Source organism: Streptomyces sp. NBC_00090 (assembly GCF_045160815.1).
In the GTDB taxonomy this organism is placed as follows: domain Bacteria; phylum Actinomycetota; class Actinomycetes; order Streptomycetales; family Streptomycetaceae; genus Streptomyces.
Map to the genome: position 1 here is coordinate 5,008,744 of NZ_CP108224.1, position 23,792 is coordinate 5,032,535.

Genomic DNA, 23,792 nt, shown 5'->3' on the forward strand with positions numbered 1-23,792 from the left:
GGGATCCCCCTCCGAGTCGATCTCCAGGGTAGGGGGAAGAGAGGTAAAAGCCCAGGTCAAAGGTGGTGTGCGGAGTGGCTGTACGGGCCCTGGGCGGCCCACGGGCGGGGGTGCGGGCGCCGGGGGGCGGGCCCCGTGCGTGGGCCCGTCCGAGCCCGCTCCCAGGCCCGGGAAGAGGCCTTCCCGGGCCCCGCCGACAGATGTTTCTGGCGCAGTCGAATCGCGTGAATGTACGATCCGGCTGCCGACAGGGGGGGTCCCGCCGGCCCCAGGTCCGCGCGGTCCACTCCGCCCTGTCCTGCCTGCCCGTCGTGCCACCCTCCCGTGTCGCTCCCGCTTTCACGCTTCACGCCCGTACGAGGGGACACACGTACTTGTCCGTCCGAAGAGCCGTCGCGCTCGCGCTGAGCGCGGCCCTTGGCATCACCGGCCTGACGGCCACCACAGCACCCGCACCCGCACTCGCGGCCCCGGCCGCGTCCGACGCGCCGTACGAGGTGACGATCGATGCGCTGCCCGACAGGACACCGCCCGCGGCGGCCGTTCTGGGAGCCGGTGCCGGTGTCCAGCTGTCCTACGGCGGGCACGCCCGCTGGCAGAGCCTGAGCGACGGGCGGATCGCCCACGCGCCGGGCTGTGACGCGGATGAGCCGTTCTCCTTCGGCGACGTGTTCGTCTGCGTCGACCCCTACACCGAGGAGGCCGTCGTCCATGACTTCACGACCGGTGTCACCTCCTCCCGGACCGCGGACCTCGGCACCACGTGGCTGCCCCTCGTCAGCGGCGGCCACCTGGTGCGGTCCGAGCCCGGGGACGGGGGCGTCACCCTGCACTTCCTCGGCTACGGCGAGGACGCCCCGGCCGACCGGGAGGTCTTTCTGACCGGTGCCGCCTCGGAGCCGTCGGTCCTCGCTCAGGACGAGACGGGCGCGGTCCTCAGCTACCTCGTCGGCGAGGCCCCGGTCACCGTGCTCCTCGACTTCGCCACCGGCACCGTCACCCCGCTGCCCGCGCTGCCGTTCGCCCCGGCGGCGCGCGCCGCCGCTCTCAGTGCCGACCGGATCGTCCTGTACGGCGAGCCGGACACGGACCAGGCGTTCGTCCTCTCCCGTACGGACCTCGGCGCTCCCGGCCGGACCGTGCGGCTGTCGGAGGACGGGTCCGCCGCGGACGGTCTGCTCGCCGTCGTCGGTGACTGGATCGTCAGCCGCGACGGGCTCCCCCCGTCCGATGACGGCTACGACTACGGCCTCGCGCAGCTGCGCGTCGCGCCGGTCGCGGGCGGGACACCGCGTGACCTCGGCGTCACCGTCCTGGCCGGGGCGTCGTTCGCGACCGGCCCGGACGGTGCGCTGTACGTGTTCGGCGACACCGCCTCCAGCCCGTGGGGCGTGCGGCGGGTCTCCCCGGGCGCCGACGGCGCGCCGGTCACCACGCAGGTGTCCGTGGCCGCCGATCAGCTGCCCACGCGGGCCGGCCTCACGCTGTCCCACGGCAGGGTCGTGACGGAGAGCGAGACCGAGGGGAGCGAGCCGAAGCTCCAGGGGTACAGCCTGTCCCTGACCGGCACGCATGCGGCGACGCCCGCGTGGAACTGTGCCTCCCTCGCTGCCGCCGTGAACTGCCCGTCGCTCATTGCGTCCTCCCTTTTCGGATCCGGACGCTGGTGGGCGGAGACGGGCGACGGCCGTCTGATCACCCTGGAGCAGGTGAACCGTCCGGCCTCCGGCGGTCAGCCGGCCTGCTCGGACTGCGCCGTCACGGTGCACACGACCACACCGGGTACGGGAGGCGGCACGCGCAGCGTCCTGATCCGGTACACGGCTCCGCTCGACCTGGGACGTCTCGTCGGGGTCTCCGGCCGCTACGTGCACTTCCGCGCCGAAGCGGGCTCCGTGACGCGTTCGATGGTCGCGGACATCGAGACGGGCGCGGTGCTCAGGGAGTCCACCAACCTTCAGCAGGCGCTGTGGGGCGGACGGCTGTGGACGGCGGCCGCGACGGGCGGCACGCTCTCCGCGGTCGACGTGCGCACGGGCGCGACCGTCGAGACCGCCGATCTCGGGACGAGCTGCCCGTTCACCGGACTCGAGGTCGTCGGCAAGTGGATCTACCGGCGGTGTGCCTCGGACCCGGGCGCGGTGCTGGTGTACGACCGCGAGACGAAGACTCCGGTCTGGTCCCGGATCCCCCGCTCCAGCACGCCGCGTCTCGGCGACGGCTTCCTCGCCTTCCCCGCCAGCGGGATGACCGACTCGCTCTACGTGGAGGACGTCCGTTCCGGTGAGGCGGAGGAGCGACTGGTCGGCGGGCTCGCGTACGACCGGCTCGACTACGACGGTCAGGGGTGGACGGTCGACCGCTTCGGCGGTGGCGTCGCGTTCATCGACCCCTGGGAGGCGGTCCGCGTCGTCGGCCTCGGTGGCGTCACCAGCCGGCTGACCGCCATCGACTCCGACACCCCCGCGGCCAACCTCATGTCCGCCTCCTGGAAGCCCCGCTGGTGGCTCTCCAAGCCCGCCGCCTCCTGGTCCCTCTCGCTCAAGCACAAGGCGACCGGCAAGGTCGTCCGGACGCTGACCGGGGGTGAGGCCCGGGGCCTCGTCGCCCCCTCGTGGGACGGGAAGGACGCCGCGGGGCGGTTCGTCGCCAACGGCGCGTACACCTGGACGCTGACCGCGAAGGCCGTGGACGGACAGGGTGCCGACCTGTCGGTGACCGGGACCGTCCCGGTGTCCGGTGCGGCCGCCGTCCGGCGTGACCTCGCCGGGAGCGACGGCTTCGGCGACCTGCTGGTGATGGACACGGCCGGCCTGGTCTCGATGTACCGGGGGACCGGTACGGGCACGGTCTCGGCGAAGATCGCCGGCACGGGCGCGAAGTTCCCGACGACCTCGGTGTTCGTCCCCACGGGCGACCTGAACGGCGACCGCTGCGCCGACGTGTACGCACGCGTAGGGGACCAGCTGCGGGCCTACCGGCCCGGCTGCGACAAGGTGCTTTCCGCCTCCTCCCCGTACACGCTCGTCGGCGCCGGCTGGAGCCCGTACGACGTCCTGACGTCCTCCGGCGACGTCAACGGCGACGGGTACGCCGACCTGATCGCCCGCGAGGCGTCCAGTGGTGACGTCTACTTCTACGCGGGCACGGCGGACCACCGGGTCAAGGCCCGGGTCCGGATCGGCACGAACTGGAAGCTGTACAAGAAGATCGTCGGCGCGGGTGACCTCAACGGCGACGGCCGCGGCGACCTGCTCGGCGTCGACGCCTCGGGCGTGCTGTGGCGCTACTACGGCACGGCCACCGGCGGCGTGACGGCCCGCGTCAAGGTCGGCGGCGGATGGGGCGGTTACTCCTCCCTGGTCGGCGTCGGCGACCTGTCCGGTGACGGGCGCGCGGACCTCCTCGCCCGTGACACGGCGGGCAGGCTCTACGGCTACAAGGGCACCGGCACCGGCCTCTACGCCCCCCGCGTGCTGATCGGCTCCGGCGGCTGGAACGGCTTCAAGGGCCTGTACTGACCGTCACTCCTGATCCCTGATTCCTGAGCGATCCGCTCCGAGGGCCCGGCCGCACGGCCGGGCCCTTCGCGTTCCCGGAGGCCGTTCCGCGCTACGGCGCCAGCAGCGCCGGGTCCTGGCCCGCGCGTCGCAGCGCGTCCGCGACGAAGCCGTTCGCCTTCAGCTCCTCGACCGTGTCGCGGAGGAACGCGACGGTCTCCGGGAGGCGGTCGACGGTCGTCCCGACCGCCTGCCGGATCTCCATGAACCGCCCCTCGATCAGCCGTACGGCGTCCGGGTGCGCGGCGGCGTACGCGGCCATCGGCTGCCGGATTCCCGCGCCCGCCTCCAGGCCCTCGGCGCGGAAGACGTCGACGCCCTCCTCGCCGCGCACGACGGTCGCGTGCGCGAGGGAGCGGGAGAGGAACAGGTCGTACGCCGAGCCCTGCTTGACGCCGATCCGGACGCCGGGGGCGTCCACCTCCTCGACGGTGGTGAGGGCCGAAGCGCGCGGCACCGCGTACACGCCCTCGATGACGGCGTACGGAGCCGTGAACGCGACCTCCTTCTCGCGCGCCGGATCGACGGCCAGGAAGCAGAGGTCGGCCCGCCCGTCCGCCATCGCCTCGAACGACTTCCGCGCCGCGTCGAAGCAGAGCAGCTCGACGGGCAGACCGAGGCGCGCCCCCAGCTCCCGTGCCAGGTCCACCGTGATCCCGGTGGGGGCGTCGGGGGTGCCCTGGGCGAGGACGGGGTTCCCGAGGTTGACGGAGGCGCGCAGGGTGCCGGTGGGGGCCAGGTCGGCGGCGATGTGCGCGGGGTGGTCAGGCGTGGTCGTCATGGGTGGGGAGTCCAGGAGGGCGGGGCCGCGGTCCGAATCGCCGGGGAAACGATGCCTCAGGTGGTGGTCCGGTGCAGGTCGTTCAGGAGGGTCAGGTCCTCGGGGGTGAGGCGGAGGGCGCCCGCGTCGACGTTGGCGGCGAGGTGGGCGGGGTCGCCGGTGCCGGGGATGGCGAGCAGGTGGGGGCCCTGGTGGAGGGTCCAGGCGATACGGACCTGGGCGGCGCTCGCGCCGTGGGCCTCCGCGACGGCGAGGACCTCGGGGCTCTCGGGGGCGGTCGCGCCGGTCTCGCGGCCGGCGGCGGCGATCGCGTAGAAGGGGACGAAGGCGACGCCCTGCTCCCCGCAGAGCCGGACGAAGTCCTCGTACTCGGGGCGGACCCCGATCCCGTACATGTTCTGCACGCAGACGACGGGGGCGATGGCCCGGGCCTCGGCGAGGTGGGCCGGGGTGATGTTGGAGAGGCCGAGGTGGCGGATGAGGCCGGCCTCGCGGAGCTCGGCGAGGGCGCCGAAGCGTTCGGCGATCGAATCCGTGCCGAGGACACGGAGGTTGACGACGTCGAGGTGGTCGCGGCCGAGCTGACGCAGGTTCTCCTCGACCTGCGCGCGCAGCGCGGCGGGGGTGCGGGCGTGCTCGCTCCAGGCGCCGGAGGGGTCGCGGCCGGGGCCGACCTTGGTGGTGATGACGAGGTCGTCGGGGTACGGGCCGCCCAGGGCGCTGTTGATCAGCTCGTTCGCGGAGCGGAGCGGCGAGAAGTAGAAGGCCGCCGTGTCGATGTGGTTCACCCCGAGCTCGACGGCCCTGCGCAGGACGGCGATCGCGCTGTCGCGGTCCCTGGGTACGGCGTTCTCGACGAGGGCCGCGCCGCGCTGGGGCAGTCGCATGGCACCGAACCCGACCCGGTTGACGGTGAGTTCACCGCCGAGGGTCCAGGTGCCGGAGGCGGAGGCGTGGGGCGTGGTGGTCGAGCTGGTGGTGGTGGTCATGGCGGGGATGATCTCCTGGCGGCGGCATCGGCGCCAGCGGGTTACCGTCCCGCCGTCGGGCGGCCTTCGCCGTCCTGGAACCCGAGTCCGGGTGGGCCGGCCCCGTATGCCTCGTGCGCGCTCATGCCTCGGGTCAACCGGACCCGAACGCCCGGGGGTTGGCCCCACCCCGGACCCGCCGGTCTGCCGGATGGGGGCCGCGGGGCCGTTCCGCGAGGCTGTGCGCATGACAACGAACCGCGGTCGCAAGGCCCTCCTCCTCGCCCTCTCCGCCGCCGCCGTCGCGGGGGCCGCCCTCACCGGAGGCGGTGCCACCGCCGCTGCCGCCGAGGCCGCGACCGGGCTGACGTGGGGCGACTGCGCCCCGACCGTGCGGCCGCTGCCCGGGCAGCGGTGCGCCACGCTCTCCGTACCCCTGGACTACGCCGACCCCGACGGGGAGCAGATCCGGCTGGCCGTCTCCCGGCTGCCCAGCACGCGGCCCGAGGCGCGCCGCGGGACCCTGATGGTGATTCCGGGCGGGCCCGGCAGCTCCGGGGTCCAGCGGCTGGCGCAGAAGGGTGCCGCCCTGGCGGAGGAGATGGACGGGGCGTACGACCTCGTGGCCTTCGACCCGCGGGGGATCGGCGGCTCCGACAAGGCGCGGTGCGGGCTCGCCGAGGACGACCGGTGGATGATGACGCTGCGGTCCTGGCCCGGTGCGGACGGCGGGATCGAGGAGAACGTGGCCCGGTCGAAGCGGGTCGCGGAGGCCTGTGCCCGCAACGGCGGTGCGATGCTGCGCGGTCTGACGACGGCCAACCAGGTGCGGGACCTGGAGCGGCTGCGGCAGGCGCTCGGCGAGCGGAAGCTGTCGGCGTGGAGCGTGTCGTACGGGACGTACGTGGCGGCCGCGTACGCGGAGAAGTACCCGCACCGGACCGACCGCTGGGTCCTGGACAGCAGCAACGACCCGGACCCGAAGCGGGTGGCCCGGGGCTGGCTGGAGGGCATGGCGCGGGGCGCCGAGGACCGGCTCCCGGACTTCGCGGCCTGGGCGGCGCACCCGGACCGCGCCGACGAGGGGCTGCGGCTCGCGGAGCGGCCCGAGGACGTACGGGGAGTGCTCATGGATCTGGCGGCCCGGCTCGACCGGGAGCCGCACGCCTCGGTGGTGCCCGGAGCGCCGGGGGCGCCCATGACGCCCGGGCCCCCGCTGACGGGGTCCATGCTGCTCCAGGCGTTCCAGCTCGCTCTCTACTCCGACGGGTTCTTCCCGGCCTTCGCGCAGCTGGTGACGGAGGCGCTCGACCCGGAGGGTGAGCCGGTCCTGCCGCGCGAGCTGGCCGGCGCGATGCCGGACGACGCGGCGGCCGTCACCGTGGGCGTGATCTGCAACGACGTGGACTGGCCCGCGTCCGTGCCGGCGTACGAGCGGGCCGTCGCGGCCGACCGGGTGCGGTACCCGCTGACGGCGGGGATGCCGGCGAACATCACGCCCTGCTCCTTCTGGAAGGGCGGGGCCGTGGAGAAGCCGGTCCGCATCACCGACCGGGGGCCGTCGAACATCCTGATGATCCAGAACCTGCGGGACCCGTCGACCCCGCACTCCAAGGGGCTGCGGATGCGGGCGGCGCTCGGTGACCGGGCGCGGCTCGTCTCGGTCGACCACGGCGGGCACGGGGTCTACCTGGGCAACGGGAACGCGTGCGGGGACGCGGCTGTGACCCGCTACCTGACCGAGGGCGTGCGGCCGTCGGAGGACGTCCTCTGCCGGTGACGGGGGGAAGGGGGGAGGGCCCGGGTGGCTGTCGCCGCCCGGGTCCTTCCGTACCGCCGTGGGGTAGTGCTGTCCGATGTCAGACCTTCGCCGGTTCCGGCTCGGAGGTCGGGGTCTGCGGCGTCGGGGTGGCGCCGCCCGCCGCCACCGGGGCCTCGATCTCGGGGGTCACCCGGGCGACCGTGCCGGGGCCGAGGACGATCTGGTACGGCCTTGCTGTGCGGGGGTGGGGGAGATCCCGGCGGCGGTCGGGTCGCGCCGGGTCAGGTGGTGGTCGTCGCGTGCAGCGCCGCACGCAGGTGACCCTGGGAGACGGTGAGCCGGCGGGCGGCCGTGGGGGCGTCGACGTCGGCGAGGATCATGAGGATCGCGTTCTTCACCTCGCCGTCGGCGGCCGCGAGGGCGGACTCGATCTGCTCGTCCGGCGCGCCGGTGGCCAGGGCGACGATCCGCCGCGAGCGGGCCTGGAGCTTCTCGTTGGAGGCGCGGACGTCGACCATCAGGTTCCCGTAGGTCTTGCCGAGGCGGATCATCGTGATCGTCGAGATCATGTTGAGGACGAGCTTCTGGGCGGTGCCGGCCTTGAGCCGGGTGGAGCCGGTGAGGAGCTCGGGGCCGGGGACGACCTCGATGCCGTGCTCGGCGGCGGCGGCGAGCGCGCTGTCCGCGTTGCAGGAGAGCCCGATGGTCAGCGCGCCGTGCGCGCGGGCGTGCTCGACGGCGCCGACGGCGTACGGGGTGCGGCCGGAGGCGGAGACGCCGACCACGGTGTCGTCGGCGGTGAGCCCGAGCGCGGTGAGGTCCTCCACCGCGAGCTCCTTGGAGTCCTCGGCGCCTTCGACGGCCTTGACCATGGCCGAGGGGCCGCCCGCGATCAGCCCGACGACCTGGGAGGGGTCGGTGTTGAAGGTGGGCGGGCACTCGCTGGCGTCGAGGACGCCGAGCCGGCCGGCGGTGCCGGCGCCCAGGTAGATCAGCCGGCCGCCGCGGGCCATGCGCTCGGCGGTGGCGTCGATCGCGGCGGCGATGGCGGGCAGCTGCCGGGCGACGGCGGCGGGGACGGTCTGGTCCTCGCCGTTCATGGTCCGGGCGATCTCCAGGGTCGGGAGCCGGTCGATCTCGGCGAGCTCGGGACGGAACGCCTCGGTGGTGAGGGTGGCCAGCTGGGCGCGGAGCTCGGAGTACGTGGCGGAGGCCGCCGACGTGGCGGACGTGCCGGAGGTGGCGGACGTGCCGGAGGTGGCGGAAGTGGACATGTGCGGCTCTTTCGGTGCGTGGACGTCGTCGGCGTCGTTGGCGGTCGACGTGTGACGCTCGGCGGGCGGGTTCCGTCGGGGCCCGGGGTCAGCGGGTCCGGGGCGAGTGGCGGTGGGCGAGGGCTTCGTACGAGGCGGCGAGGGCAGGGGCCGCCGTCTCGTACGTGCGCTGCGTGACGCAGGTGAACAGGCAGTCCACGACCAGCAGTTGGCTGGTGCGGGACGACATGGCCGCGGGGCGCAGTTCGCTCTCGCGCGCGGTGGAGGTGGTCAGTATGTGGTCGGCGTACTGCGTGACCGGGCCGTCCGGGCGGCCGGTGATCGCGACCGTGGTGGCGCCGTGGTCGAAGGCGACCCGCAGCGGCTCGATGACGTCGCCGGTGGAGCCGGAGTGGGTGATGGCGATGGCGACGTCGCCGGAGCGGAGCTGTACGGCGTTGGTGACGGCGAGGTGCGGGTCGCTGTGGGCGTGCGCGATCAGGCCGATGCGGAGCAGCTTCTGGCCGAGGTCCTGGGCGACGAGACCGGAGGCGCCGACGCCGTAGATGTCGATGCGGCGGGCGGTGGCCAGGGCGGCGACGGCGGCGCCGAGCTGGACGGTGTCGAGTCCGGCGGCGGTGTCGGCCAGGGTCTGCTGCTCGTCGTAGGCGAGCTTGGCGACGACGTCGGCGATCGGGTCGTCGACGGCGATGTCGGCGGTGACGGCGGGCGCGCGGCCGGACTGCTGCTGGGCGGCGAGCCCGGCGAGGGCGAGGCGCAGGTCGCGGTAGCCGGGGTAGCCGAGGAGCCGGGCGGTGCGGACGACGGTCGCCTCGCTGGTGCCGGTGAGCTCGGCGAGGCCGGTGACCGTGAGGGCGGCGCAGCCGGCCGGGTCTCCGGCGACGGCTTCGGCGACCCGCTGCATCGAACGGGTCATGGAGGGCGCGAGGGTCCGCACCTTGGCCGCGAGGGCGGCGGGGGCGGGGGGCGCGTCGCCAGTGAAACTTTCCTTCACGTCATTGGTCACATCTGAAAGATACTTTCGGCCGGGTGGGCCGACAAGACCCCGTCGGTCCCGGATCGGTCCCGGAAACGGCCGGGACCTTCGCCCCTGCCCGGCGCCGGGTGACAATGAGTGCATGGACGAGATCGACCCCGTGGAGCAGGCGCTGCACGCCGCTCGCGCGCTGGTACTGGCGGACCTGGTGGCCCGGGAGGTGGCCGCCGCCGAGGTCGTGTCGATGGTGGAGGACGCGGTGACCCACCGGCGCTGGTGGGTCGAGCAGTGGCCCGAGGGCATGTCATACGTCGCCGGGCTCGTCGCCCAGGACGTCCAGGACGCGCTGCTCGAACGGTACGGACGCTGGCCGATCTGCCCGGTCTGCGCCTCGGGTGACCCGCACGCCCTCGACGTGGAACCGGAGCTCGGCCCCGACCCGCACTGGGTCTGCGGCAAACAGGGAGTGGTGATCGCGCCGGTGGGCGGCCTGACGTGAGCCTCTACATCGACCCGCCGACCTGGCCGGGGCACGGCCGCATGTGGTCGCACCTGGTCAGCGACGTCTCCTTCGAGGAGCTGCACGCCTTCGCCGCGGCGATCGGCGCCCCGCCGCGCGCCTTCGAGCGGGACCACTACGACATACCGTCCGACCGTTACGCGGACGCGGTGGCGGGCGGCGCGGTCGAGGTCGGCTCGAAGGAGCTCCTCCGCCGCCTCACGGAGGCGGGTCTGCGCCGCCCGAAGAGCCGCCCGAGCGCGTAACGGGTCGGACGGGCTGCGGCGGCTCGCCTGTGGAGAGCTGCTGGTGCGAGTCGGCCGCTCGCCTGTGGAGAGCTGCTGGTACGCGTCGGCCGCCCGTCCGCGTACGCCCGCTCGTCCGCTTAAGGCTGCCCGTCCGTGTACGGCTCAGGCGTCCGCCCGTACGGCCTCCTGCTTCTTCGGCGTACCCGAGGTCACCACGCGGGACGGGGACGTGTGGATCCGCAGGGCGAGGGTCACCACTCCGAGGGCCACCGCCGTCATCGCCGCGCCCGCCCAGGCGGTGGAGGCGTACCCGAGGCCGGCGTCGATGACGGTGCCGCCGAGCCAGGGGCCGCCGGTGTTGCCGAGGTTGAAGGCGGCGGTGGTCGTGGCGCCCGCGAGGGTGGGGGCGGCGCCGGCGACGTTGAACATGCGGGCGTTGAGGGCCGGGGCCGTGTAGAAGGCGGAGACGCCGAGGAGGAAGGTCAGCACGATCGTGGCGACCGGGCTGGGGGCCAGGAGGGCCAGGGCGACCAGGAAGACGGTCGAGGCGGCGATGCCGCTGAGCAGGACGCCGAAGAGGTGGGCGTCGGCGACGCGGCCGCCGATCGCCGTACCGACGACGGCGCCGATCCCGAAGAGCGCGAGGACGCCGGAGACCCAGCTCTCGCCGAGTCCGGAGACGTCGGTGAGGAGCGGGGCGAGGTAGGAGAAGGCGCAGAAGACGCCGCCCGCCGCGAGCGCGGTGACGGCGATCGCGAGCAGGACCTGCCGGTCGCGGTAGATGGCCAGCTCCCGCTTGAGTCGCGGTTTCACCGCGGGGAGGGGGATGTGCGGGATGCGGGTGAGGACGCCGATGAGGGCGATCCCGGAGGCGAGGGCGACCGCCCAGAAGGCGGAGCGCCAGCCGAGGTGCTCGCCGAGGAAGGCACCGGCGGGGACGCCGAGGACGTTGGCGATGGAGAGGCCGCCGATCATCACGGCCATGGCCCTGGCCCGCGATCCCACCGGGACCATCGCGATGGCGACGGCCGCGCCGACCGCCCAGAATCCGGCGCAGGCGAGGGCGCTGATGATCCGGGAGGTGAAGAGGATCGCGTAGTTGGGGGCGAGCGCGCCGGCTATCTGGCCGAGGCCGAAGAGGGTGATGAGGGTGACGAGGGTCGTCTTGCGGGGCAGCCGGAGCGTGGCGACGGCGAGGAGCGGCGCGCCGACGACCATGCCGATGGCGAAGGCCGAGATGAGCAGTCCGGCGCGGGGGATGGAGACGTTCATGTCCTCCGCGATGGGCGGGAGGAGTCCCGAGAGCATGAATTCGCTCGTGCCGAGCGCGAAGACGGAGAGGCCGAGGATGTAGACGGCCAGGGGCATCCGGGTGGGGGCGGGCGGGGTGGCGGCGGATGTCGTGGGCTCGGCTGTCGCGGGCTCGGCTGAGGAAGACGGCATGACATGCGTCAACCTGCGATTTGTTGCTGTCATTCCTCGGTGGCCGGATTTCTTGGGATGTGAGACGGCCGAATGTGTCGAATGTGGGGGCGGAGGCGCGTGTCCGCCTTCGGTGTGCCGCGTGCGGGGTCACCTTTACGCCCGGTAACAACATGATCAATTAGGGGGCCGGTTTGCCCTTCGGTGGGCTCCCGTGAGGGGTTTGTGGAGATTATTTGATCTTCTCTTGGGGGTCCTGCGCGTGGCATCGTCACGGAGCAAGCGGTAGCGCCGGTTCGTGGGGGGCGAGCGTGCCGGCAGTCGCGTCACGGGGGAGTGTGTCCTGGGCGCCGAGCCGCTGTTCTGTCATGCCCATGTCCATATTCAGGTGCTGCCGGACGATCGAGAGATTGCCAGGCAGAACATGTCATTGTTCAGAGACGTCGGCAGACGCCGGCGTCGCATACGGTCGGCCTTGACCAGGGCGACCAGTACGACAGCCCTCCTGACGGTGTCCGCCGTCCTGACGGGCACGATCCAGGCCTCGCCGGTCGCCGCCGAGACGGAGCCGGAGCAGGACACCGGCCTCTACCGCAACAGCATCGGCAGCGACCGGCGCCTCGACCGCTGTCTCACCGCCGTCGCGCTGCACGTCGGCGGGCCCCAGATGAAGGCCAAGGCCATCGAGGGCCTGACCGGCACGGAGGACCAGCTCCGTGAGGCCGTCGGAAACCTCATGTGGATCGGGTACGGCCCGCTGGGCGTGGCCTCCAAGGCCGACCAGGAGGCCGCCGGCGTCTACTCCAACATGGTCAGGGAACGCAACGACGCCCTGACCACCGCCAACAACCCCTACGCCAGTTCCGTGTCCTCCGACGCCGGCCTGACCTGGCACGCGCCGCAGTTCGGCGAGGACGTCCGGCACTTCACCGTCGTCACCCAGAAGGAACTCGCCTGGCGCCTCGGCGAGGTCGACCTCAGCGAGGCCGGCACCGAGTCCCTCGCCCGCGCCAAGGTCATCGCCGACGAGAACCGCGGCAAGGACGAGCTCCACGACTGGGCCTCGAACTCCATGCTCAGCACCAGCCAGGTCGGCTGGAGCGCACGGACCTCCAGCGACGTCGCCGCCTACCTGAAGCGCGGCGGCTTCCCGACCGTGGCGCCCGTCAAGGACTCGCCCGAGTACCGCGTCGAGGTCGAGGACCTCAAGCAGGCCTGGGCCGGCTGCGACTACCAGAACCCGTACGACCCGTCCCGCAAGCTCAACCAGCCGCTCATGACCGCGATGATCGAGTGGGAGCTGGAGTACGCGGGTCAGGCCGGCCAGCGCTCCGCCATCATGCGCGCGGAGGCCGACGCCTCGGCGGCGGCCCGCGAGGCCACGGACGACCTGATCGAGGCCATCGGTCAGGCGTGGCTCGCCGACCAGATCCTGAAGTGGCGCAAGTACTGGCACGACACCATCGCCAAGTCGCCCGGCTACTTCAGCAATCAGCCCGATCAGGCCAAGCTCGACAAGGCCGACGCGGACCTCGCCCGGTACCGCGCGAACGTCGCCGCCCTCGTCACCTCGGCCAAGGCCCACTCGGCCAAGGCCGCCACCGCCGCCCAGACGGCCGTGACCGCACAGCAGGCAGCCTGGGCCGTCGCCGACACGACCCACGTGCCGCGCGGCCGGGGTCTGATGTACGCGCAGCAGTCCGTGCAGGTGGCCCGTGCCTCCGCCGCGGCCGCCGCCGCCGCCACCAAGGCGACCGAGACCGCGCTCGCCTCCGCCAACGCCACCGTCGCCACCAGCGCCGCGCTGCTGGCGAAGGCGCAGACCGAGTCGCACGCGATCGACGCCGAGTTCCGTCGGGTCGCCGCGGAGGAGGCCGCCGCGCAGGCGAAGGCCGCCGCGGACAGCGCCGAGGCCAACGCCACGGCCGCCACGGAGAGCGCGAACACCGCGAAGTCCGCGCGGACGACCGCCGAGGACAAGCGCGACAAGGCCAGGACCGCCGCCGCCACCGCCGCTTCCGAGCGTGCCAAGGCGCAGGCGGAGCAGGCCACCGCCGTCGCCTCCCGGGCCAAGGCCGCCACCGAGCGCGCCAAGGCCAAGGAGGCCGAGGAGCGCGCCGCCGCCCAGCAGACCACCGCCACCAGCGCGGGTGCGGCTGCCGGCAGCGCGACCGCCGATGCCACGGCGAAGCGGAAGCTCGCCGACGAGAAGGCGAAGGCCGCGCAGGCGGCTCGCGAGAAGGCGATCGCCGCGCTTCAGGCGAAGCAGGCCACCGCGGCCCGCGCCGCCGCGCTCGAAGCGGCGGCCACCGCCGCCGAGGGCAGCGCCGCGGCGGCCGAGACCCGTACGGCCGCCACCGCCGCCCGTACGGCCGCGAACCAGGCCGTCCAGGCCGCGACCGCCGCGCAGACCGCCGCCGACCAGGCCACCACGGCCGCCGTCGGCGCGCGGACCGCCGCCACGACGGCGGAGGGCGCCGCCGAGCGTGCCAAGGCCAGTGCCGACACGGCCTGGTCCGCGTACTACGTCTCCCAGGGCGAGGCTTCCACGGCGCACGCCGCCGCGGCCACCGCCCTGGACGCGTCGCAGGACGCGGCGATCCGGGCGGACAACGCCGCCACGGCATCGGAGAACGCCAGCGAGCTCGCCAAGAAGGCCCGGCTGGAGTCGGCGGCCGCCGGGACCAGCGCGGACGAGGCCGTGAAGTCGGCCGCGACCGTGGTCGGCCGGGCCTACGCGGCCGGTCAGGCCGCCCTGGCCGCCCGGGACAGTGCCAAGGAGGCGATCACCGCCGCCGACACCGCCGTCTCCGTCGGTACTCCGTACCAGGAGAAGGACAGCGCGGCCGCGTTCGCGGTGCTGTCCGGCCAGTCGTCGAAGACGCTCGCCGAGCAGCAGGCCGCGGCGGCCGAGGCCAAGGCCACCGCCGCTGCCGCCGCCGCGGAGTCCGCGCAGCAGACCGCCGCGCAGGCGACCGGCGACGCGAAGCTCGCCGCGGAGGCCGCCGCCCGTGCGGCGAGCGATTCGTCGCGCGCCGTCGAGGCCGTCACCCGCGCCCAGGCGGCCGCGGCACAGGCCGCCGACGCCCAGAGGGGTGCGAAGGACGCCTCCGACGCCGCCGCGGGCCACGCCCAGCAGGCCGGGAACGACGCCGTCAGTGCCCGCACCACGGCCGGCGAGGTCAGCGGTATCGCCGCCGAGGCCGACCGTGAGGCCACGGACGCCGAGCGGCACGCCGCCGAGGCGAACGAGAAGGCCGGCCGGTCCTCCGAGGCGGCCCTGGAGGCCGCGAAGAAGGCGGCCGACTCGGAGAAGGACGCCAAGGACGCCGAGGACAAGGCGTCCGACGCGGAGGGCGACAGCTCCGCCGCCGAGGAGGCCGCGAAGAAGGCCGAGCAGGAGCAGCGCGAGAAGAACGAGGCCGCGCACCAGGAGGCCCTGGAGAAGGGCACCACGCCCATCAAGGGCGGTGCCTCCAACTGGCCGGCGCTGGGCGACCGCGAGGAGCGGATCCTGCTCGACGCGTGTGGTCAGACCTGTGTCGACGACTACCGGAAGGGCCTCGCGGCCGTCTCCGTGAACGTCGTCGACTGGGCGACCGCCAACGGCGGACAGATCCTCTTCGAGCAGCTCGACGCCGCCAAGGTGAAGGAGTGCCTGGCCTCGCGGGACGTCGACGACTGCCTCTGGGCGCTCGTGGACATCCCGTCGTCCTCGGTGATCGTGGGCCGTGTCCCCGCGCTCGCCGTGGCGATCGAGAAGGTCTCCGACGGTATGCGGACGATCTTCAACGCCGCTGACGACGCGCTGCGGCGGCTCAACGAGCTGGCGGCCGTCATCAGTGACGTCCGTTCCACCCCGCGGCTGGAGCGCTGCATCACCGGTGTCGCCCTGCACGCGGGCGGCGCCAGGACCAAGGCGAAGGCCATCGAGGGCCTGACCGGGACCGACGCGCAGCTGCACGCGGTCATCGGCGACCTCGCCTGGCTCCAGCTGATGCCCCTGGGGCAGGCCAACTCCCAGGACAAGAAGGCCGCGTACGAGTACGTGGACGCCATCGCCGCCCGCAAGGCCGTCCTGGAGGACGCCAACCGGCCGTACGCGATGAGCTCGTTCAGCGACGAGATCACGCTGCACGCACCGCAGTTCGGCGCCGAGATCACGGCGTTCACGCACTCCGCGCAGCCGAAGCTGTCCGCCCGTCTCGGCTGGGACGGACACACCAACCCCAGCGCCGAGTCGATCGCGCAGGCCAAGGCGGTCACCGAGCAGAACCGTGGCAAGGACGACTGGCACGACTTCGCGGCGGACTCCCTGCTGCGGAACGCCTCCACGGCCAACACCATGTTCTTCGGCGGCACCACCTCCGCCGACATCGCCACCTATCTGCGGCACGGCGGTTTCCCCGCCAAGAAGGTCACCGAGGGGACCGCGGCCTTCCGCGTCGAGGTCGAGAACCTCAAGCAGGCCTGGGCCACGTGCAACCACGGCGACCCCGTGGACCCGCGCAACGCCCTGAGTGACGTCGTCTCCCGGGCCTCGGCCGAGTGGGAGTCGGAGTACGCCGGTCAGAACACGCAGCGCGGGATCATCATGCGGGCGGAGGCCGACGCCGCCGCGGCGACGAAGGCCGCCACCGACCACATGATCGAGGCCATCGGTCAGGCGTGGCTCGCCGAGCAGATCCTGCTCTGGCAGAAGTACTGGCACGACCAGCTCGCACGCGACCCGAACCACCTCTTCAAGCCGAAGCAGGCGCTGTTCGACCAGGCCGACACGGACCTCACCAAGGCCCGCGGCAAGGTCCAGGCCCTGGTCACCAAGGCCAAGGAGCAGGCCGCCCTGGCCACCGCCGCCTCCCAGCGCGCGGTGACCGCCCAGCAGGACGCGTGGACGATCGCGGACGCCTCCGAGGTGCCGCGCGGTCGTGGCCTGATGTACGCCCAGCAGTCGGTCCAGGTCGCACGCGCTTCCGGCGCCGCCGCCACGGCCGCCGCGAAGGCGACGGAGACGGCGCTGAACGCGGCGAACGCCACGGTCTCGACGTCTCAGACGCTGCTGGCCCTGGCGCAGACCCAGGCGCACGCGGTGAACACCGAGTTCCGCCGTATCGCCGCCCAGGAGGCCGCCGCCCAGGCGAAGGCCGCCGCGGACAGCGCCGACAAGCAGGCCGCCGAGGCCGAGGCGAACCTGAAGATCGCCAAGGAGGCCCAGGCCACCGCGGAGAGGGAGGAGCAGGAGGCCAAGCAGGCGGCCGCCACGGCGCAGGCCAAGCGCGCCGAGGCGGAGCTGGAGCGCGCCAACGCGGCCGCTCACCGGGCCACCGCGGAGCGCGAGCGGGACAAGGCCGGTGCGGCCGAGGCCCGCGCGGTGGAGGAGCAGGGCAAGGCCGCCTCCGCCCGTGCCGACGCGGACGGCGCCGGCGCCACGGCCACGTCCAAGCGGCGTGCCGCGGAAGAGGCGGAGCTGCAGGCCAGGCTCGCCCGGAACCGCGCCGTCGTCGCCGAACGCGACCAGCGGGCGGCGGAGGCGAGGGCCGCGGCCACCGAGACGGCGGCCAGGGCCGCCGAGGGCACCGAAGCCGCGACCGAGACCCGGCAGGCGGCGAACGAGGCCCGCGCGGCCGCGGACGTGGCGACCACCGCCGCGACCAGCGCCCGCGTGGCGGCGAACGAGGCGACGACCGCGGCGGTCGACTCCCGTGCGGCCGCGACCCGGGCCAAGGGTGCCGCGGACCGCTCCAAGGCGGCCGCGGACGGCGCCTGGGCCGCGTACGCGACCGCGATGGGTTCGGCGGCTGTCGCCCACGCGGCCGCGGCCACGGCGATCGACGCCTCCGAGGCGGCCGCGCAGAACGCGCGGAACGCCGAGGCCGAGTCCAGGAAGGCGTCGGCCGCAGCGGCCGTTGCCAAGCAGGAGGCCGCGGCCGCGCACAGCGAGGCGGTTCTGACCGCCCAGTGGGCGGCGAAGACGGCCGGTCACGCGTACGCCGTCGCCCAGGCGGCGAGCGCGGCGCGGGACACCGCGACCCAGGCCGTCAAGCCGGCCAAGGAAGCCATCGCCATCGGTTCTCCCTACCAGGAGACCGACGCGTCGGCGGGCTTCGCGGTCCTCACCGGCCAGAGCGCGCTGACCCTCTCGGAGCAGCAGGCGAAGGCCGCCGAGGCGAAGGCCGTGCAGGCGGCCGCGTACGCGGCGGAGGCGCAGCGTCTCGCCGAGCAGGCGGCGGCCGACGACAAGCTGGCCGCCGAGGCGGCAGCGGCCGCGGCCAAGGACGCGGAGCGCGCGGCCAAGGCCGTGAAGCGCGCCCAGGCCGCGGCCGTGGAGGCGGAGAAGGCGGCCAAGGCCGCTCAGGCCGCCGCCAAGCGTGCCGACGGCTACGCCCTGCAGGCGGGTTCGGACGCCCTCGCCGCGACGTCCGCCGCCAACGCGGCGATGGGCGACGCGGTCGCGGCCGACAGCGCGGCCACCGAGGCGGAGAAGGACGCCGCGAGCGCACGCGCGGCGGCGACCACGGCGGAGAACGACGCCGCCAGCGCCCGTTCCACGGCCACCCAGGCCGAGAGCGACGCGGACGCGGCGGAGACCGCCGCGGAGAACGCGGAGAACCTCGCGGTGGAGGCCGACGAGGCCGCCAAGCGCGCGGAGGAGGCGGAGCGCCGGCGCCTCCTGGAGGAGCGGGCCGCCCACGTCGAATCGGGCTCCCTGTACGACGGGCCGCAGCTCACCGGCGACGACGAAGCCCTGCTGATGCAGATCTGCGGTCAGGCCTGTGTCGACGACTACAAGGCGGCCAGGGACCTGGCGGCCGGGGACATCGTCGAGTGGGTGAAGGCCAACGGCGGCGCGATCCTGCTGGAGCTGTTCGGCCTCGCCAACATCAAGGAGTGCCTGTCCACCTGGGACTTCGAGGCCTGCATGTGGGCTCTCGTCGACGTGGCGGCGAATCTCGTCCCCGTCCTGAAGATCCCCGCGGTGGCCAAGGCCCTCTGGCGCATCGGCCAGGCGCTCGACGCGTTCTTCGACGCCTCGAAGCTGGCCAAGCGGCTGCTCGAGAAGTACCGGGCCATGATCGAGAAGGCCAAGAAGCTTCCCGAGGTCTGCCTGGTTCCGCCGAAGCCGTCGTCCGCGCAGCAGGCCTCGTACTCGGGCAAGTACGCCACGTACAAGCACGCGACGTACAAGCATGCGACGTACAAGCACGCGACGTACAAGAACGCGACGTACCCCGCGCAGCGGGCTTCGTACTCCGTGCAGCCGGCCGCGTTCAGCGCCGCGGACAAGCCTCAGCAGTTCGGTCAGTGGACGATCCCCGGCCTGTGCCAGGCCGTCGTGCTCAACGACTGGTTCTACGAGGACGTCCGCGACTGGCACTTCGAGGGTGGCAAGAATCTCGACAAGGACAGGGGCGTCTGGGACGCCGCGACGAGCGACGATCTCCTCAAGAAGATCTTCTTCATGGCGGAGACCAAGTGCCCGTCGGGCTCCTGGCGTCAGGGGACGGAAGAGGAATACCGCGTCTGCACCTTCAACCCCGGACTCGGCTTCATCGGCAAGTCGAAGTTGAAGGGCGCCGACACCAACATCGTCGAGGTGGTCATCTCCAGGTTCGGTGACTCGATCACCATGTACCCCAAGTAGCAGACGGCCCGGAGGAAGGGCGCGTGAGATATCCGCTTTTCCTCGGTGACTGATCTGCAAGACAAAGGAACGCCCGGCCGGGAATTTCCCGGCCGGGCGTTTCGCGTACGGGGAGGTGGGCGCTCAGCCCAGCTGGTCCAGCTGGGACTTCACGACCGCTTCCGGAATCGCGCTCTTCTGCGGGGTCAGCATGTTGACGCCGTAGAAGACCGCGACCACGCCGTCCTTGCGGACCGCGGTGTACGTCATGGTGACGCTCTGCTCGGCGACGACGCTGGTGATGCGGTAGCCGAGGGATTCGTCGCCCAGGGCGGGGGCCTTCACCGACTGGACGGACTTGTAGGTCAGTCCGAGGGTCTTGAAGCCGCCGGGGCATTCCTTGACGGAGTTCCGCAGGTCGGCCATGACCTTCTCGGCGTTCTTCGCCGAGTGGGAGGCCAGCCACATCGAGCCGATGGTGGCGTTCTTCGCCTCGGTGGGTTCGAGGGAGCGGTGTTCCACGCTCACCGCGGGGATGTGGGTGAAGCCGCCGGCCAGGCTCGCGAGCGGCTGGCACTCGGCCTTGTCGGCCTTCATGTCCCGGCCGGCCTCGACCTCGGCCTTGGCGACCTTCTTGGCCTCGAAGCCGTTCTTCGTCCCGGAGAGCGTGGCCTTTTCGAGGGCCTGCGGGGCCATCGCGCCGATGCGCTCGGCCTCGGCGGCCGCCTTGGCGTCCGCATCGGCCGGGCTCGGCGTGCTCTTCGCGCTCGCGCTCGCGTTCGCCTTCGGCTTCCTGCCGTCGGAATCCGAGGATTCTCCGCTGCAGGCGGATATCGCGAGGAGGGCCGGTATTACGGCGGCGATCGGGAGGGCCCTGCGCAGTTTCATGGTCTTTCCTGGCATCTCTCGCTGGCGAAGAATGAGCAGAATGATCTTACCGGCGGTAGGGGTGCCTTCTCATTACGTTTTGACGTCGGCTCAGCCCGTTCCGGAAATGTCCGCCGGCTCATCAGCTTCCTGACTCCTCGGCTTCCTGACTCCTCGGCTTCCTGACTCCTCAGCTCTTCAGCTCCTCAACTCCTTGAGTTCCCGCTCCAGGTTCGCCCGCGCCTTCTCCTCCCACACCGCCGCCCCGTACGGCGTGCGGAAGAGCCGCGGGAGGCCGAGGAGGTGGCGCAGGACGGCCGCGCGGCCTTCGCGGAAGGCGTCCTCGGGCACGAAGGCGTACTCCTCGCGGACCGCCGCGACGTATGCCCCGTAGGCGGCGGGGCCGGTGGCGAGGATCGCGAGGTCCGCGTCGCAGAGGGTCTCGCCGTTCAGGTCGCCCTGGGGCGGGTCGTGGGAGATCGTCAGGCGGACCAGGCGGGCCACCTCCCGGACCTCGTGCTCCGTCAGACCCGCTTCGGTGAGCGCCTTTTCGGCCAGGAGCGCCGAGCGTTCCTCGTTCTCCGAGCGGTCGGGGCGGTAGACCGCGTCGTGGAACCAGGCGGCCAGCCGGACGAGTTCCAGCTCGCCGCCCTCCCCGCCCATGTCGGTGAGTTCGTCGATGCGGTCGAGGACCGCCCGCAGGTGGTCGACCGTGTGGTAACGGCGCTGCGGCTCGGCCCAGCGGGAGAGCAGGTTCCGGCCGAACGGGGCGGGGTCGGGTCCTTCGTGGCCGGAGCGGGCGGCGCGCAGGGTGGCGTTCCAACGCTGGAGCAGCTCGGGGTGTTCCTGGGCGGTCATGGTCGCATTCTGCCCGGCACGCGGGCCGGAAGCCCTGCTTCCCCGGCTCCCCGGTCGTGCCCTCATCTCACCCTTACATACCCCCCATGGGTATGCTACGGTGCTGCGCGAAGGTACCCCCTAGGGGTATGCCTCGGGGTAACTCGGGGCTCGTCGCGAGCGAAGGGTCAGGGCAATGTCAACCGTCAATCCCCGGCGCTGGTGGGCACTTGTCGTGCTCGCCGCCGCCCAGTTCATGGTCATCATGGACACCTCGATCATCGGGGTCGCACTCCCCGAGATGCAGAAGGACCTGGGCTTCACGCAGGGCGAGCTCCAGTGGGTCTTCAACGCCTACGTCATCGTCTTCGGCGGCCTGCTGCTCCTCGGCGGACGCCTCTCCGACCTCATCGGGGCCCGCAAGATCTTCGTCGCCGGCTGGGCGATCATGATCGTCGGCTCGATCCTCGCCGCCGCCGCGCAGACCGCCTGGGTCGAGATCGCCGGCCGCGCCGTCCAGGGCGTCGGCGGCGCGCTCATCGCGCCCGCCGCCATGACCCTGCTGATGATGCTCTTCATGCACGACCCGAAGGAGCTCGGCAAGGCCATGGCGCTCTACGGCGCCGCGGCTCCCGCCGGCGGCACCGCGGGCGTCTTCCTCGGCGGTGTCTTCACCGAGTGGGCCGCCTGGCAGTGGGTCTTCATCATCTACATCCCGATCGGCCTCGCGACCCTCGCCGCCACCAAGCTCCTCCCGGACGTCGAGTCCCGCCGCGGCTCCGTCGACGTCCTCGGCGCCGTCGCCGTCACCGCCGGTCTCGCGCTCGCCGTCTTCGCCGTGGTCCGCGCCCCCGAGGTCGGCTGGGGCTCCACCGGCACGATCCTCCAGCTGATCGGCGCCGCCGTCCTGCTCGTCCTCTTCTTCGTGATCCAGAAGAGCATCAGCGAGCCGCTCATGCCGCTCAGCGTCTGGCGGGTCCCGCGCCTCGGCTCGGCCAACCTCGCGATGACGCTGCTCGGCGCCGCGTGGATCCCGATGTGGTACTTCCTCAACCTCTACCTCCAGCAGGTCCTGGGTTACGGGGCCTTCGCCTCCGGCGCCGCGCTGCTCCCGATGACCGTCCTCCTCATGATCTTCATGACGGCCATCACCGCCCGGCTCATGATGAAGGTCGGGGCGAAGCCGCTCATCGGCATCGGCCTCCTCGTCCTCGCGGCCGGTCTGGTCTGGCTCGCGGCCGTCCCGCCGACCGGCACCTTCCTCGTCGACGTCCTGCCGGCCTCGCTCGTCGCCGCGCTCGGCATGTCCCTCGCCTACATCCCGGCGATGATCGCCGCCATGTCCGGCGCCCCGCAGGAGCAGGCCGGTCTCGCCTCCGGCATCGTCAACACCACCTACAACGTGGGCTCCGCGCTCGGTCTCGCCGCGCTGACCGCCGTCGCCATGTCCCAGGGCGCCGACCAGCTCGGTAACCTGCCCGCCCTCACCGACGGCTTCTCGTCCGCCTTCATCGGCGCCGCGATCATCGCCGCCGTCGGCGGTGTGATCACCCTCCTCGTCATGAAGAGCGACAAGGCGGTCGCCGCCGAGGCCGCCGCCCCCGCCGCCCAGGGCGAGAAGGTCTCCGCCTGAGCAGCTCCGAAGGGGCCGCCCGATGTCCGACTCCGGACGCCGGGCGGCCCCTTTCCCGTATCCGGAAAGGAAAGCCGTGGAACTGAACACCCGTGCCGTGCACGTCTTCAACGAACCCTTCCCCAGCGGCAGTTGGCCGCTCTCCGTGCCCCTCGTGCAGTCCTCCGCCTTCGCCTTCGACTCCGCCGCCGAGCTCGCCGACGCGATGGCGGGACCCGACGGGCGCTATGTCTACAGCCGCCGCGGCAATCCGACCGTGCGGGCCCTGGAGCAGACCCTCGCGGCCCTGGAGGGCGGCGCCGGGGCCATCGCCTTCGCCTCCGGCATGGGGGCCATCAGCGGCGTCCTGCTCGCGCTCCTGCGCCCCGGCGACCGGGTGGTGGCCCAGCGCTGCCTGTACGGGGGCACCCATGCCGTCCTCTCCGACCTGGCCGAGCGCTTCGGGATCGAGGTCGTACGGATATCCGGCGACGACCCGGCCGAGCTGGAGGCGGCGGCCGTGCACCCCGCCACCCGGCTGCTCGTCCTGGAGACGATCGCCAACCCCACCGGCCAGGTCCCCGACCTGCCGGGGCTGCTCGCCGTCGCCCGCGCGACGGGGGTGACGAGCCTCGTCGACAACTCGCTCGCCTCGCCCGTGCTGTGCCGCCCCCTGGAGCTCGGCGCCGACGTCGTCGTCCACTCCACGACCAAGTACCTCTCCGGGCACTCCGACGTCCTCGGCGGCGCCGCTGTCTTCGCCGACGACGAGCTGCGTCACCGCGTGTGGCCCCGGACCGTCGAACTCGGCGCCTGCGCCGACCCGTTCGCCGCCTGGCTGACCCTGCGCGGGATACCCACGCTGCCGCTGCGGATGCGCGAGCACTGCTCCAACGCCGTCTCGCTCGCCGCGGCGCTCGCCGAGCGGGCCGAGGTCCGCGGTGACGTCACGGCCGTCCACTACCCGTGGCTGGCGGCCCATCCCTCGCGGGAGAACGCCCGCAAGGTGCTCTCCGGCGGCGGCGGGCTGCTCTCCTTCGAGCTGGCCGGCGGCCGGGAGGCGGGCCGGGCCTTCGTCGAGCGCGTACGGCTCGCCAGGCTGGCGCTCTCGCTGGGCGGCGTGGAGACGCTCGTGACCCACCCGGCCTCCACCTCCCACCGGGAGCTGGACGGGGCCGCGCTGGAGGCGGCCGGGATCGGTGCGGGCCTGGTGCGGATGTCCGTCGGCATCGAGGACGTCGAGGACCTGTGGTCCGACATCGAACAGGCCCTCGCCTGAAGGGAGTCCGTTCCCCTCCCCTTCCTTCTTTTGGGTTGACAAAATAAATGACTGATTCGTAGATTGGATGTCGCCAGGGAAATACC

14 protein-coding genes are annotated in these 23,792 nt (G+C 72.9%); 7 read left to right on the top strand and 7 right to left on the bottom strand.

Annotation, left to right across the window (positions count from 1 at the left end):
- Positions 1-374 precede the first annotated feature (374 nt).
- Complete coding sequence (locus tag OG361_RS22440) at positions 375-3,521, top strand: FG-GAP-like repeat-containing protein (RefSeq protein WP_405856143.1); 3,147 nt, start codon at positions 375-377, stop codon at positions 3,519-3,521.
- Positions 3,522-3,612: 91 nt separating this feature from the next.
- Here OG361_RS22440 and OG361_RS22445 read toward each other — a convergent pair whose 3' ends face one another.
- Entirely contained in the window at positions 3,613-4,341 is a 729-nt protein-coding gene (locus OG361_RS22445; protein WP_405856145.1) for a transporter substrate-binding domain-containing protein, read from the bottom strand.
- A 56-nt stretch (positions 4,342-4,397) separates the two neighbouring features.
- Entirely contained in the window at positions 4,398-5,330 is a 933-nt protein-coding gene (locus OG361_RS22450) for an aldo/keto reductase (RefSeq protein WP_405856147.1), read from the bottom strand.
- A gap of 226 nt (positions 5,331-5,556) precedes the next feature.
- Here OG361_RS22450 and OG361_RS22455 point away from each other — a divergent pair, with 226 nt between their 5' ends.
- The gene (locus OG361_RS22455; protein WP_405856149.1) at positions 5,557-7,089 is read left to right on the top strand and encodes an alpha/beta hydrolase; all 1,533 of its coding nucleotides are present in this window, start codon (positions 5,557-5,559) and stop codon (positions 7,087-7,089) included.
- A 263-nt stretch (positions 7,090-7,352) separates the two neighbouring features.
- Here the strand turns inward: OG361_RS22455 and murQ are convergent, their stop codons facing one another.
- Positions 7,353-8,345, bottom strand: a complete 993-nt coding sequence (gene murQ / locus OG361_RS22460) for an N-acetylmuramic acid 6-phosphate etherase (RefSeq protein ID WP_405856151.1) — start codon at positions 8,343-8,345, stop codon at positions 7,353-7,355.
- A gap of 88 nt (positions 8,346-8,433) precedes the next feature.
- The gene (locus OG361_RS22465) at positions 8,434-9,351 is read right to left on the bottom strand and encodes a MurR/RpiR family transcriptional regulator (protein WP_327163478.1); all 918 of its coding nucleotides are present in this window, start codon (positions 9,349-9,351) and stop codon (positions 8,434-8,436) included.
- A gap of 112 nt (positions 9,352-9,463) precedes the next feature.
- Between OG361_RS22465 and OG361_RS22470 the strand changes: the two genes are divergently transcribed.
- Both OG361_RS22470 and OG361_RS22475 read left to right on the top strand, forming a co-directional pair.
- Entirely contained in the window at positions 9,464-9,820 is a 357-nt protein-coding gene (locus tag OG361_RS22470; RefSeq protein WP_405856154.1) for a hypothetical protein, read from the top strand.
- Complete coding sequence (locus tag OG361_RS22475) at positions 9,817-10,086, top strand: DUF4031 domain-containing protein (RefSeq protein WP_384572839.1); 270 nt, start codon at positions 9,817-9,819, stop codon at positions 10,084-10,086. The genes OG361_RS22470 and OG361_RS22475 overlap by 4 nt, the downstream gene beginning before the upstream one ends.
- A gap of 144 nt (positions 10,087-10,230) precedes the next feature.
- Here the strand turns inward: OG361_RS22475 and OG361_RS22480 are convergent, their stop codons facing one another.
- Positions 10,231-11,436, bottom strand: coding sequence for a Cmx/CmrA family chloramphenicol efflux MFS transporter (locus OG361_RS22480; RefSeq protein ID WP_405862390.1), 1,206 nt, complete (start codon positions 11,434-11,436; stop codon positions 10,231-10,233).
- A gap of 529 nt (positions 11,437-11,965) precedes the next feature.
- Here OG361_RS22480 and OG361_RS22485 point away from each other — a divergent pair.
- Positions 11,966-19,132 carry a hypothetical protein gene (locus OG361_RS22485; RefSeq protein WP_405856156.1) on the top strand — a complete coding sequence of 2,389 codons (7,167 nt, stop codon included), beginning with the start codon at positions 11,966-11,968 and terminating at the stop codon, positions 19,130-19,132.
- 123 nt (positions 19,133-19,255) lie between these two features.
- Here the strand turns inward: OG361_RS22485 and OG361_RS22490 are convergent, their stop codons facing one another.
- Complete coding sequence (locus tag OG361_RS22490) at positions 19,256-19,999, bottom strand: hypothetical protein (protein ID WP_405856158.1); 744 nt, start codon at positions 19,997-19,999, stop codon at positions 19,256-19,258.
- A 177-nt stretch (positions 20,000-20,176) separates the two neighbouring features.
- Complete coding sequence (locus OG361_RS22495; protein ID WP_405856160.1) at positions 20,177-20,836, bottom strand: hypothetical protein; 660 nt, start codon at positions 20,834-20,836, stop codon at positions 20,177-20,179.
- A 175-nt stretch (positions 20,837-21,011) separates the two neighbouring features.
- Here OG361_RS22495 and OG361_RS22500 point away from each other — a divergent pair, with 175 nt between their 5' ends.
- Both OG361_RS22500 and OG361_RS22505 read left to right on the top strand, forming a co-directional pair.
- On the top strand, positions 21,012-22,448 hold the full coding sequence (locus tag OG361_RS22500; RefSeq protein WP_405856162.1) for an MFS transporter: 1,437 nt from the start codon (positions 21,012-21,014) through the stop codon (positions 22,446-22,448).
- Positions 22,449-22,524: 76 nt separating this feature from the next.
- Positions 22,525-23,706 (top strand): trans-sulfuration enzyme family protein, encoded by a 1,182-nt coding sequence (locus OG361_RS22505; RefSeq protein WP_405856164.1) that lies wholly within the window; start codon positions 22,525-22,527, stop codon positions 23,704-23,706.
- The last annotated feature ends 86 nt before the right edge of the window (positions 23,707-23,792 follow it).